This is a genomic window from Pseudomonas sp. Pse35 (assembly GCF_024519715.1).
GTDB lineage: Bacteria > Pseudomonadota > Gammaproteobacteria > Pseudomonadales > Pseudomonadaceae > Aquipseudomonas > Aquipseudomonas paracarnis.
Map to the genome: position 1 here is coordinate 274389 of NZ_JALJRP010000002.1, position 12442 is coordinate 286830.

Here is a 12442-nt window from a genome sequence, read left to right on the forward strand (position 1 = left end):
TGGGCTGCGTAGCGGCCCCAAAAAAATGGGAGCGCTGCGCACTCCAGCGGGAGCAAGCTCCCTCGCCACAGGTATATCGTTTGACCATTCAGCCCTTCATTACTTGTGCAAGCAGCTCGTAGGAATGAATCCGGTCGGCGTGCTCATACAGGTCACTGGTAAAAATCAGCTCATCGGCACCGGTCTGCTCGATCAACACCTCCAACTTGCCGCGAATCTTCGCCGGGCTGCCCACCATGGCCAAGCCGAGGAAGCTACCGACCGCATCTTTTTCATGGGGCAACCACAGGCCGTCCATGGTTTTCACTGGAGGGCGCTGCACCAGGCTCTGGCCGCGCATCAACGCCAGAATACGCTGGTACACCGAGGTGGCCAGGTAATCGGCCTGCTCATCGGTGTCCGCGGCCACCAGCGGAATGCCGAGCATCACGTAGGGCTTGACCAGCACCGCCGAAGGCTTGAAGTGATTGCGATACACGCGAATCGCCTCATGCATCAAGCGCGGCGCGAAATGGGAGGCGAAGGCGTAAGGCAAGCCACGCTCACCGGCCAATTGCGCGCTGAACAGGCTTGAACCCAGCAGCCACACCGGCACATTGGTGCCGGTGCCCGGTACCGCGATAACCCGTTGGTCGGGCGTACGCGGGCCGAGGTAGGCCATCAGCTCGGCCACATCTTCGGGGAAGTCATCGGCACTGCCGGAGCGTTCACGGCGCAGGGCGCGGGCGGTCATCTGGTCGGAACCGGGCGCGCGCCCCAGGCCCAGGTCAATACGACCGGGGTAGAGGCTTTCCAGCGTACCGAACTGCTCGGCGATCACCAGTGGCGCGTGGTTTGGCAACATCACCCCGCCAGACCCCACGCGAATGGTCGAGGTGCCGCCTGCCAGGTAACCGAGCAGCACCGAAGTGGCCGAACTGGCGATGCCGTCCATATTGTGGTGCTCAGCTACCCAAAAGCGGTGGTAGCCGAACTTCTCCACATGCTGGGCCAGGTCCAGGGAATTGCGCAGCGACTGCGCCGGGCTGCCGTTGGCGCGTACGGGCACCAGGTCGAGGGTCGAGAATTTTACGTCGGACAGCGATTTCATAAGCCTGCTTCTCCAATGGGGGCGCAGGCTTTCTAGACGAACCAAAACCTGCCGCTTCATGTGCATGCTCTATGCAATGAGGGCATATACCCGAGATTCAATAGGTAGCTCTGAAATTTCCTACTGAATTGCTAGGTTTCTCTTACGAATGAACTTTGTTTTGACGTCTATCCTCAGAACCCTTACCGACGCAAAACCACCGTTCGAGGAGAAAGCTATGAGTATCGTTAAAAAGGCATCCGCGCATTGGGAAGGCGACCTGAAGACTGGCCTGGGCTCCATTTCCACCGAAACCGGCGTGCTGCGCGAAGCGCCTTACGGCTTCAAGGCCCGTTTCGAGGGCGGCAAGGGTACCAACCCTGAAGAATTGATCGGCGCGGCTCATGCCGGCTGTTTCTCCATGGCGTTTTCCATGATTCTCGGCGACGCCGGGCTCAAGGCTGACAGCATCGACACCCAGGCCGAAGTGACTCTGGACCAGGTCGAGGGCGGCTTTGCGATTACAGCAGTGCATCTGATCCTGAAAGCCAAAATCCCAGGCGCGAGCCAGGCGCAGTTCGATGAACTGAGCAAAAAGGCCAAGGAAGGGTGCCCGGTGTCCAAGGTGCTGAATGCAACCATCACCTTGGATGCCACGCTGGTCAACTGATACAGCGGTAATCCATGTGGGAGCGGGCTTGCTCGCGAATGCGGTGGATCAGCCGATATCTTCAGTGGCTGATACTCCGTATTGGCGAGCGAGCCCGCTCCCACATGTTTAGTTCTGCGTTAAATCAGAACTCGTGTTTGCAAAATGTGGTCGAATAGCCCATGCAGCCTAGGCGCACACTCGTGCGCAGCGCATTCAGGGAGCTCCACACATGAAACGTTTTGCCTTGGCAATCATCTGCGGTGTATTGGCCACTTCGGCCGTGGCCGCGCCAAAAGATTGTGAAGAGCTCAGGAAAGAAATCGAAGTGAAGATCCAGGCCAAGGCGATTCCGTCCTACACCCTGGAAATCATCACCGCCGAAGAAGCCAAGAACCATGACGAAGCCATGATTGTCGGCTCATGCGAAAACGGCACCAAGCGCATCATCTATCAAAAGAACAACGACTGACTCAGATGCAGTTCACGCTGCGCTCTTCGGCCAATAGCTGGCGGGTTGAGTCGTACAGCCGGATGTTGGGCGTGAACGCCAGTGAGCGCCCTTCCAGCACATAGCGCTGGCCGGCCTGAAAGTGGTCGTACTGCAGCGTCATGAAGCAGGTGCGATACATCATCTGGCTGAGGCCACCCAGGCCGCCGCCGGCGGGCACTTCAAAATCAAAGCGCACCATCAGCTCGTGAGGGCCGGGAGGCATTTGAAAAAAGCGCCCGTCGTCAAGGTTTTTCCCGTCCAGGCGCTGAGCCATCACCAACTTGGAACCCGGTGTCGGCGTGGTGAAATCGACCCAGGCCTGCTGCGGGTCCACGGGGGGGATGGGGGTCGAGGCGCAAGCGCTGAGGAATACAGCGGCGACGGGAAGCAAGAGCTGGCGCATGGCAGGTACTCAACACGAGAAGAGGCTTGAGTATAAACACGCCACGCCGTGGAAAAATCCCCGGCAAGCGCGATAGTCTGGCGAACCCATCACCCAGGAGCAGTCAGTGCATGATCAGGCGTTTTCTTCCAGGACTGATGGTTTTGCTGCTCAGCGGCTGCTCCAGTGTCAGTTATTACAGCCAGTTGGCGAGTGGCCAGTGGCACCTGTTGCGGGCACGGGAGCCGGTTGCCGAGGTCATCGCCGACCCTGCTCGCCCGCCACTGCTGCGCGAGCATCTGGCTCAATCGCAGAAAGCTCGAACCTTTGCCAGTGAACACCTGCATCTGCCGGACAATCAAAGTTACCGGCTTTATGCCGATATTGGCCGACCCTATGTGGTCTGGAATGTCTTCGCCACGCAGGAATTTTCTCTGTCACCCCAGAACCATTGCTTTCCCATCGCCGGTTGCGTCGCCTATCGCGGCTACTACAACCAAGGTGCGGCCCGGGGCGAGGCGGCGCTGTTGCGGCAACAGGGCATGGATGTGTCGATCGGCGGCGTGGAGGCCTATTCCACCCTGGGCTGGTTCAATGACCCGATCATGAGTTCGATGATGAGCTGGGGCGATGAGCGCCTCGCCACGCTGATCTTCCATGAGCTGGCCCACCAGCGCTTCTACGTGAAGGACGACACCGAGTTCAACGAGTCCTATGCCAGTTTTGTCGAGCAGGAGGGCACGCGCCAATGGCGTGCGGCGCGGGGCCTGGCGCCTGTCGGCGATGCGGCGTTGAAGCAACGCGATCAATTTATCCGGCTGATTCTCGATACCCGTAGACGCCTGGAGGCGTTGTACGCGCAGCCGTTGGCAGCGGACGCGATGCGCCGGGCCAAAGCGGCGCAATTCGAGCAGTTACGTAGTGAATACCGGCACCTGCGTGATAGCCAATGGGGTGGTGACAAGCGTTATGACGCCTGGATTAACCAGCCGATGAATAACGCGCGGCTTTTGCCGTTTGGGTTGTATGACCAATGGGTGCCGGCGTTTGCGGCGTTGTTCGCGCGGGAAGGCGGGGATTGGGTTAGGTTTTATGCGGCGGTGGAGCGGTTGGGTGGGTTGCCGGTGGAGCAGCGTAAAGCGGCGTTGAGGCAGTTGGAGAAGGTTGGCCGTTAGGGCCTCTTCGCAGGCAAGCCAGCTCCCACAGTTGACCGATTTTCAACATGAGCATGCGGTCAACTGTGGGAGCTGGCTTGCCTGCGAAAGCGGTCTCAAGGACGCTGCAAAAACGCCTGATGCATCTGGTCCAACGTCTCGAAATGCCAGGTCGGTGCCTCGGCACTCAGCTCTTCAAAACTACCAAACCCATACCCCACGGCGGCCGAATCCAGCCCATTACTGCGTGCGCCGATCAGGTCATGCTTGCGATCACCGATCATCAAGGTGGTGGCCGGGTCCAGCCGTTCCTCACGCATCAAATGCGCGATCAACTCGACCTTGTTGGTACGCGTGCCGTCCAGTTCGCTGCCGTAGATCACCTTGAAGTACTTGGCAAAGTCGAAATGCCGCGCAATCTCGCGGGCAAATTCCCACGGTTTGGAGGTGGCTACGTACAGCTGACGCCCTTGGCTGTTCAACTCTTCCAATAACGGCATGACGCCGTCGAACACGCGGTTTTCGTACAGGCCGGTGACCTTGAAGCGCTCACGGTAGAAATTCACCGCCTCCCATGCCTTGGCCTCGTCGAAGGCGTAAAACTGCATGAACGCCTGCAGCAAGGGCGGGCCGATGAAGTGTTCGAGTTTGGTCAGGTCGGGCTCATCAATGCCCAGTTTGGCCAAGGCGTACTGGATCGAACGGGTAATGCCCTCGCGTGGGTCGGTGAGGGTGCCGTCCAGGTCGAACAGGACGGTGGGGTGATGCAGGGTCATTGATCGAATCCTTCAGCCAGGTGCAGGTCTTTGAGCTTCACGTAGTTCGCAGCGCTGTAGGTGAAAAAGGCGCGTTCTTTGTCAGTCAATGCGCGAACCTGTTTGACCGGGCTGCCCACATACAAAAAACCACTGTCGAGTTTTTTGCCTGGCGGCACCAGGCTGCCGGCGCCGATGATCACGTCGTCTTCGACCACGGCGCCATCCATCACGATACTGCCCATGCCGATCAGGATGCGGTTACCCACGGTGCAGCCATGCAGCATGACTTTGTGAGCGATGGTCACATCGTCGCCGATCAGCAACGGGTAACCCTGCGGATTGAACGGCCCCGCATGGGTAATGTGCAGCACGCAGCCGTCTTGCACGCTGGTGCGCGCACCGATGCGGATGCGATGCATGTCGCCGCGGATCACTGTCAGCGGCCAAACCGAGCTGTCAGTGCCGATTTCGACATCGCCGATCACCACCGCCGAAATATCGACAAACGCCCCGGCGCCGAGGGTTGGCGTGTGGTTCTGATAGGTGCGAAGGGTCACGATAGCCTCTCTCTCTTCTGCTGATAGCTGCGGTGGGTGTTGATTGTAATTAAGATGGCCCCATCTTTGTTCTACATGTTTCTTCAGCCAAGGTGCCCACCGTGAGCGCGAACAACCCTCTTTTGCAGTCCTACGACCTGCCGCCGTTCTCGGCGATCCGTGCCGAGCACGTGCAGCCGGCCATCGAACAGATCCTCGCCGACAACCGCGTGGCAATCGCAGAGATCCTGCAAAGCCAGGGTAAAAATCCGACGTGGGCAGGCCTGGTCCTGGCCATGGATGAACTCAATGATCGCCTTGGCGCGGCCTGGAGCCCGGTCAGCCACCTCAATGCCGTGTGCAACAGCGCCGAACTGCGCGAAGCCTACGAGGCGTGCCTGCCGGCATTGAGCGCCTACTCCACCGAAATGGGCCAGAACCGTGAGCTGTTCCAGGCCTTCGAAGCCCTGGCCAACAGCCCGGAAGCTGCCGGTTTCGATGTGGCGCAAAAAACCATTCTGGAACACTCCCTGCGTGACTTCCGCCTGTCGGGTATTGATTTGCCGCCGGAGCAGCAAAAACGCTACGCCGAGGTGCAGAGCAAGCTGTCCGAATTGGGCAGCAAATTCTCCAACCAGTTGCTGGACGCCACCCAGGCCTGGACCAAGCACGTCACTGATGAGGCGACACTTGCCGGCCTGACCGATTCGGCCAAGGCGCAAATGGCTGCCGCCGCCCAGGCCAAGGGCCTCGACGGCTGGCTGATCACGTTGGAATTCCCCAGCTACTACGCCGTCATGACCTACGCCCAGGACCGCGCCCTGCGTGAAGAGGTTTATGCCGCCTACTGCACCCGTGCGTCGGACCAGGGCCCGAATGCCGGTCAGAACGATAACGGCCCGGTGATGGAGCAGATCCTCGACCTGCGTCAGGAACTGGCCCAATTGTTGGGTTATGCGTCGTTCTCCGAGCTGAGCCTGGCCACCAAGATGGCCGAATCCAGCGACCAGGTGCTGAGCTTCCTGCGCGACCTGGCCAAGCGCAGCAAGCCGTTCGCCGCCCAGGACCTGCAGCAACTCAAGGCCTACGCCGCCGAGCAAGGCTGCGCTGATCTGCAGAGCTGGGACAGCGGTTTCTACGGCGAAAAACTGCGTGAGCAGCGCTACAGCGTGTCCCAGGAAGCGCTGCGCGCCTACTTCCCCATCGACAAAGTGCTGGGCGGCCTGTTTGCCATTGTGCAGCGCCTGTACGGCATCGAGATCGCTGAGCTTAAAGGCTTCGACACCTGGCACCCGGATGTGCGCTTGTTCGAGATCAAGGAGAACGGCGAGCACGTCGGACGCTTCTTCTTCGACCTGTATGCCCGCGCCAACAAGCGTGGCGGTGCCTGGATGGACGGTGCCCGTGACCGCCGCCGTACACTTGATGGCGTGCTGCAAAGCCCCGTGGCCAACCTGGTGTGCAACTTCACCCCGGCCGACAGTGGCAAGCCTGCCCTGCTGACCCACGATGAAGTCACCACCCTGTTCCACGAATTCGGCCACGGCCTGCATCACCTGCTCACCCGCGTGGAGCACGCCGGCGTATCCGGTATCAACGGTGTGGCGTGGGACGCGGTGGAACTGCCGAGCCAATTCATGGAGAACTGGTGCTGGGAGCCTGAAGGCCTGGCGCTGATCTCCGGCCACTACGAAACCGGCGAGCCCCTGCCCCAGGACCTGCTGGAAAAAATGCTCGCGGCGAAAAATTTCCAGTCCGGCCTGATGATGGTGCGTCAGCTGGAGTTCTCGCTGTTCGACTTTGAACTGCACGCCACCCATGGCGATGGTCGCAGCGTGGCTCAGGTACTTGAAGGCGTGCGCGATGAAGTCTCGGTCATGCGCCCACCGGCCTACAACCGCTTCCCCAACAGCTTCGCGCACATCTTCGCCGGCGGTTATGCGGCGGGTTACTACAGCTACAAATGGGCGGAAGTGCTGTCGGCGGACGCGTTCTCCAAGTTTGAGGAAGACGGCGTGCTCAACGCCCAGACCGGGCGTGCCTTCCGTGAAGCCATCCTGGCCCGTGGCGGCTCCCAGGCGCCGATGGTGCTGTTCGTCGATTTCCGCGGACGCGCGCCGTCGATTGACGCACTCTTGCGCCACAGCGGCTTGAGTGAGGACGCGGCAGCATGAGTGAAGGGCCTGTGATTACCAAAAAGCAATTTATCGCCGGGGCGGTCTGCCCGGCGTGCAGCGAGCCGGACAAGTTGAAGATGTGGACCGAAGACAGCGTGCCGCACCGCGAATGCGTGGCCTGCGGGTATACCGATACGCTGAATGATCAAGGCCTGTCGGTGCCCAAGGAATTGGGCACTAGGGTCAATACCACCGCGTTGAAAGCGCCGGCCGATCCTAAGGTGCAGGCAGTGCAGTTCTTCCCGAACCCGAAGCTGAAAAAAGACTAAGCCGGCACTCACTGTAGGAGCGAGCTTGCTCGCGAAGAACTCAACAGCGCGGCGTTTATCCAGGAAAACGCGCGTTATCGTTAACGTTCTTCGCGAGCAAGCTCGCTCCTACCATTTTTTTTCTTCCTTACCCGTTGTGGTGATCCAGCCTTTCATTGAGCACAACGCAAAGGCGCTGGTGCTGCAATCCCCATTCGCCAAAGCTGTGCGCAACTTGTCGACATCGGCTTTCATCATGTAGCGAACGCCATCCTTGAAACCATTGCTGCTGCCAAAGCCGCCCAAGGTCATTTCGTTCAGCGCGTCCTCCTTGCTCCACCCTTGAACCACCACCCGATACATCGCTGCCATCAGGCCGGTGCGGTCGGCGCCGTGCTTGCAATGCATCAACACAGGGCCATCGGCCTCTGCTGCCTGAATCGCTCTGATTGCCGCCAGCACGTCGGCATCGTCGACGTGGTTGGTTCGATAGCTCAACTGCACCTGTTTGATATCAGAGGATTGGAGCCACTGCGTATCAGATTCTGGCAGGAAGTTGATGACCGTAACGATCTTGAGTTTTTGCAATAACGGCAGCGCATGTCCATCCGGCAATGCGCTGCGATAGAGCGTGGGTGTCATCTGGTGCAGGTTGTATTGGTTACCCACCGGCTGGGCCCACTCCGGCGAGCGGATCGACGCAGCCTCATCGGCTTGTACGGTGCTGAACAGGCTCGTGAGCGCCAGGCCGAGAACGAGGAGTAAGCGTGTGTTGAACATGAACGTTGTGACCGAGCTAGGAAGTGGCTGATGGGCCGCAGATTCACTCAAAGCGGGTCAATACGGCGTGAGGTCCGTGTCAAAGAATCGTGATGCCTGGGATCTGATCCGGTGTTTTTGTCACCGAATCGACGCCTCTGAATTCTTAGCCTGCTATCATTTGTAACTAATGTTTGCCATTGTGCTGTGTCTGCTTGGATCCAATTAGCGGCAAAGCCTTCACGCTGCTCCCAGAAGCGGCGGATAAACCCGTGACCACATGATGAGGTGTACCTATGTCTGATCAAGATCAAGACAACCCCCGGCGTGACTTTTTACGCAAATCCTTGACCTTGATCCCGGTGGTCACGGTTGCCAGCAGCGGCCTTGGCGGTTCGATGTTGATGGCCACGCCGGAACCGGCCCAGGCCGAGCCGGCCAAACCCGCGGTCAGCGACAAAGCCTACGAGCCAAGTTATTTCACGGCCGAGGAATGGGCGTTTATCAACGCCGCCGTCGAGCGCTTGATTCCCGCTGACGCCCAAGGCCCAGGTGCCTTGGAAGCTGGCGCGCCGGAATACATCGACCGCCAGATGAACACCCCTTACGCCAGTGGCGCCCTGTGGTTCATGCAAGGCCCGTTCAACGCTGATGCGGCGCCGGAGATGGGCTGGCAAAGTAAATTGGTACCCAAGGAGATCTATCGCCTCGGCATTGCTGCTACGGATGCGTGGTCGAAAGCGTTCAACGGTAAGGCTTTTGCTGCGCAAGACAGCGCTACCCGAGACGATATGCTGCGACGCCTGGAGGCTGGCGGCAGTGAAGTCGCTGCGCACTTCGACGCGGTGCCGCCCAAGATGTTCTTCAACCTTTTGCTGCAAAACACCAAGGAAGGCTTCTTCTGCGACCCTATCCACGGCGGTAATAAAGGCATGGTCGGCTGGACCATGATCGGCTTCCCCGGCGCCCGCGCCGATTTCATGGATTGGGTGGAACGCAACGAGCAATACCCCTTCCCGGCTGTTTCCATTCGCGGCGAGAGGGCGTAAACGTGGCGACCATCATGAAGAAAGTGGATGCTGTGATTGTGGGCTTCGGCTGGACGGGCGCGATCATGGCCAAAGAGCTGACAGAAGCGGGCCTCAACGTGGTAGCGCTGGAGCGCGGCCCGATGCAGGACACTTATCCAGACGGCAACTATCCCCAGGTCATCGACGAATTGACCTACAGCGTGCGTAAGAAGCTGTTCCAAGACATCTCCAAAGAAACGGTGACCATTCGCCACAGCGTGAATGACGTCGCCCTGCCCAATCGTCAGTTGGGCGCGTTCTTGCCGGGCAATGGCGTTGGTGGTGCGGGGCTGCACTGGTCCGGCGTGCATTTTCGCGTTGATCCAATTGAGCTGCGCATGCGCAGCCATTACGAAGAGCGCTACGGGAAGAACTTCATTCCCAAGGACATGACCATCCAGGACTTCGGCGTCAGCTACGAAGAGCTGGAGCCGTTTTTCGACTATGCGGAAAAAGTCTTTGGCACCTCCGGCCAAGCCTGGACGGTCAAGGGCCAACTGGTCGGTGAAGGCCGTGGCGGCAACCCCTACGCGCCGGATCGCTCCAACCCGTTCCCGCTGGAGGCGCAGAAAAATACCGTCTCCGCCCAGCTGTTTCAGAAAGCGGCGACCGACGTAGGTTACAAACCTTACAACCTGCCTTCGGCCAATACGTCGGGGCCGTACACCAACCCCTACGGTGCGCAGATGGGCCCGTGCAACTTCTGCGGGTTTTGCAGTGGCTACGTGTGCTACATGTACTCCAAGGCTTCGCCGAACGTGAACATCCTGCCGGCCTTGCGCCAGGTGCCCAACTTCGAGCTGCGGCCCAATTCCCACGTGCTCAAGGTCAACCTCGACAGCACCAAGAAGAAAGCCACCGGCGTGACCTACATCGACGCCCAGGGCCGCGAGTGTGAACAACCGGCCGATCTGGTGATTCTTGGCGCCTTCCAGTTCCATAACGTGCGCCTGATGCTGCTGTCCGGCATCGGCAAACCCTACGACCCGATTACCAACGAGGGTGTGGTAGGCCGCAACTTCGCCTACCAGAACATGGGCACCATCAAGGCGTTCTTCGACAAGGACACCCACACCAACAACTTTATCGGCGCGGGCGGCAATGGCGTGGCCATCGACGACTTCAACGCCGACAACTTTGACCATGGCCCCCACGGCTTCGTGGGTGGTTCGCCGATGTGGGTCAACCAGGCGGGCAGCCGGCCGATTGCCGGTACGTCCAACCCGCCGGGTACGCCGGCCTGGGGCAGTGCCTGGAAGCGCGCCACCGCCGATTATTACACCCATCAGGTCTCAATGGATTCTCACGGTGCCCATCAATCCTACCGGAGCAACTACCTGGATCTGGACCCGGTTTACCGCGATGCCTACGGCCTGCCGCTGCTGCGCATGACCTTCGACTGGCAAGAAAACGACATCAAGATGAACCGCTTCATGATGGAAAAAATGGGCAAAGTGGCCCAGGCCATGAACCCCAAGGCCATCGCCGTGCTGGGTAAAAAGGTTGGTGAGCATTTCAATACCGCCTCCTACCAGACCACCCACCTCAACGGCGGCGCGATCATGGGCACCGACCCGAAAACCAGTGCGTTGAACCGCTACTTGCAGAGCTGGGATGTGCACAACGTCTTTGTCCCTGGTGCTTCCGCTTTCCCACAAGGCTTGGGCTACAACCCGACCGGCCTGGTGGCAGCGTTGACCTATTGGTCGGCTCGCGCGATTCGCGAGCAGTACCTCAAAAAACCCGGCCCGCTGGTTCAGGCATAAGGAGCGATGACCATGAAAGCACTCGTTATCGCCTCCCTGGCGCTGTTCAGCAGCTGCTCGATCAGCGCCGCCGAAACCGATCTGATCAAGCAGGGTGAATACCTGGCGCGCGCCGGCGACTGTGTTGCCTGCCATACCGCCAAGGGTGGCAAGCCCTTCGCTGGCGGCCTGCCGATGGAAACGCCCATTGGCGTGATCTACTCCACCAATATCACCCCGGACAAGACCGGCCTGGGCGACTACAGCTTCGAGGATTTCGACAAGGCCGTGCGCCATGGTGTCGCCAAGAACGGTAGTACGCTTTACCCGGCGATGCCTTACCCGTCTTATGCACGTGTCAGCGACAGCGATATGCAAGCGCTGTATGCGTACTTTATGAAGGGGGTCGAACCGGTTGCCCAGGAAAACAAGGACAGCGATATTCCCTGGCCCTTGAGCATGCGTTGGCCGTTGGCGGCCTGGCGCTGGATGTTTGCCCCGGCAGTCGAGGCGCATCAGCCGCAAGCCGCTGCCGACCCGGTGATCGATCGCGGTGCCTACCTGGTGGAAGGTCTCGGACATTGCGGCGCCTGCCATACGCCGCGTGCCCTGACCATGCAGGAAAAAGCCCTGAGTGCCACGGACGGCAGCGCCTTCCTCTCTGGCAGTGCGCCGTTGGAAGGCTGGATTGCCAAAAGCCTGCGCGGCGACCACAAGGACGGCCTCGGCAGCTGGAGCGAAGAGCAACTGGTGCAGTTTCTCAAGACCGGCCGCAGTGACCGCAGTGCGGTGTTCGGCGGTATGAGCGATGTTGTCGTCCATAGCATGCAGTACATGTCGGAAGATGACCTGACCGCTATCGCGCGATACCTCAAGAGCCTGCCGGCAGTCGATCCGAAGGACCAGCCGCACCAATACGACAAGCAGGTAGCGCAAGCGCTCTGGAAAGGTGATGACAGCAAGCCGGGCGCCTCGGTGTATATCGACAACTGCGCGGCCTGCCACCGTACCGACGGCCATGGCTATACGCGGGTATTCCCGGCGCTGGCGGGCAACCCGGTGTTGCAGACGGCAGATGCCACGTCGTTGATCAACATTGTGTTGAACGGCGGCACCTTGCCGGCCACCCATGCGGCGCCATCAACCTTCACTATGCCAGCGTTCGCCTGGCGTCTGTCGGACCAGGAAGTGGCGGATGTGGTCAGTTTTATCCGTGGCAGCTGGGGCAACCAGGGCGCGCCGGTCAAGGCGAGCGATGTGGCGGACCTGCGCAAAAACGATCTGCACACCACCTCGGGCGATGACTTGGGGCAGGTGACGCAAAAGCACTGATAAGTTCGCTGGCCGCCCAACGGCACTGGTCAGAAACCTCGCGCCTCGATACTGTATATAAAAACAGTAT

At 59.7% G+C, this 12442-nt stretch carries 13 protein-coding genes; 8 read left to right on the forward strand and 5 right to left on the reverse strand.

All coding sequences use genetic code 11. The features are described from left to right. Nucleotides 1-88 precede the first annotated feature (88 nt). Nucleotides 89-1090, reverse strand: a complete 1002-nt coding sequence (locus OC445_RS01935; RefSeq protein ID WP_198790682.1) for an LLM class flavin-dependent oxidoreductase — start codon at nt 1088-1090, stop codon at nt 89-91. Between the two features lie 217 nt (nt 1091-1307). Between OC445_RS01935 and OC445_RS01940 the strand changes: the two genes are divergently transcribed. Together OC445_RS01940 and OC445_RS01945 are read left to right on the forward strand one after the other, a co-directional pair. Continuing rightward, entirely contained in the window at nt 1308-1739 is a 432-nt protein-coding gene (locus tag OC445_RS01940; RefSeq protein ID WP_003187311.1) for an OsmC family protein, read from the forward strand. A gap of 211 nt (nt 1740-1950) precedes the next feature. Next, complete coding sequence (locus OC445_RS01945; RefSeq protein ID WP_003187312.1) at nt 1951-2190, forward strand: DUF1161 domain-containing protein; 240 nt, start codon at nt 1951-1953, stop codon at nt 2188-2190. 1 nt (nt 2191) lies between these two features. Here the strand turns inward: OC445_RS01945 and OC445_RS01950 are convergent, their stop codons facing one another. Next, a complete protein-coding gene (locus tag OC445_RS01950; protein WP_034134140.1) occupies nt 2192-2614 on the reverse strand; it encodes a hypothetical protein in 423 nt (140 codons plus the stop codon). A gap of 110 nt (nt 2615-2724) precedes the next feature. Between OC445_RS01950 and OC445_RS01955 the strand changes: the two genes are divergently transcribed. After that, nucleotides 2725-3768 carry an aminopeptidase gene (locus tag OC445_RS01955; protein WP_181125164.1) on the forward strand — a complete coding sequence of 348 codons (1044 nt, stop codon included), beginning with the start codon at nt 2725-2727 and terminating at the stop codon, nt 3766-3768. Between the two features lie 95 nt (nt 3769-3863). Here OC445_RS01955 and OC445_RS01960 read toward each other — a convergent pair whose 3' ends face one another. Beyond that, the gene (locus tag OC445_RS01960; RefSeq protein ID WP_034129215.1) at nt 3864-4523 is read right to left on the reverse strand and encodes an HAD family hydrolase; all 660 of its coding nucleotides are present in this window, start codon (nt 4521-4523) and stop codon (nt 3864-3866) included. After that, a complete protein-coding gene (locus tag OC445_RS01965) occupies nt 4520-5062 on the reverse strand; it encodes a gamma carbonic anhydrase family protein (RefSeq protein ID WP_127880299.1) in 543 nt (180 codons plus the stop codon). The genes OC445_RS01960 and OC445_RS01965 overlap by 4 nt, the downstream gene beginning before the upstream one ends. A gap of 101 nt (nt 5063-5163) precedes the next feature. On the opposite strand from OC445_RS01965, the gene prlC reads away from it, so the two are divergent. Next, entirely contained in the window at nt 5164-7215 is a 2052-nt protein-coding gene (gene prlC / locus OC445_RS01970) for an oligopeptidase A (RefSeq protein WP_054897247.1), read from the forward strand. Next, on the forward strand, nt 7212-7487 hold the full coding sequence (locus OC445_RS01975) for a YheV family putative zinc ribbon protein (protein WP_020301415.1): 276 nt from the start codon (nt 7212-7214) through the stop codon (nt 7485-7487). The genes prlC and OC445_RS01975 overlap by 4 nt, the downstream gene beginning before the upstream one ends. 108 nt (nt 7488-7595) lie before the next feature. Here OC445_RS01975 and OC445_RS01980 read toward each other — a convergent pair whose 3' ends face one another. Next, on the reverse strand, nt 7596-8246 hold the full coding sequence (locus tag OC445_RS01980) for a dual specificity protein phosphatase family protein (RefSeq protein ID WP_181125177.1): 651 nt from the start codon (nt 8244-8246) through the stop codon (nt 7596-7598). A 275-nt stretch (nt 8247-8521) separates the two neighbouring features. Between OC445_RS01980 and OC445_RS01985 the strand changes: the two genes are divergently transcribed. From OC445_RS01985 to OC445_RS01995, 3 genes are read left to right on the forward strand one after another with little or no spacing between them, the layout of a single operon-like run. Beyond that, complete coding sequence (locus OC445_RS01985; RefSeq protein WP_072445699.1) at nt 8522-9274, forward strand: gluconate 2-dehydrogenase subunit 3 family protein; 753 nt, start codon at nt 8522-8524, stop codon at nt 9272-9274. 2 nt (nt 9275-9276) lie between these two features. Then, on the forward strand, nt 9277-11061 hold the full coding sequence (locus OC445_RS01990; protein ID WP_262019921.1) for a GMC family oxidoreductase: 1785 nt from the start codon (nt 9277-9279) through the stop codon (nt 11059-11061). A 12-nt stretch (nt 11062-11073) separates the two neighbouring features. Beyond that, nucleotides 11074-12372 carry a cytochrome c gene (locus OC445_RS01995; protein ID WP_072445700.1) on the forward strand — a complete coding sequence of 433 codons (1299 nt, stop codon included), beginning with the start codon at nt 11074-11076 and terminating at the stop codon, nt 12370-12372. Nucleotides 12373-12442 lie beyond the last annotated feature (70 nt).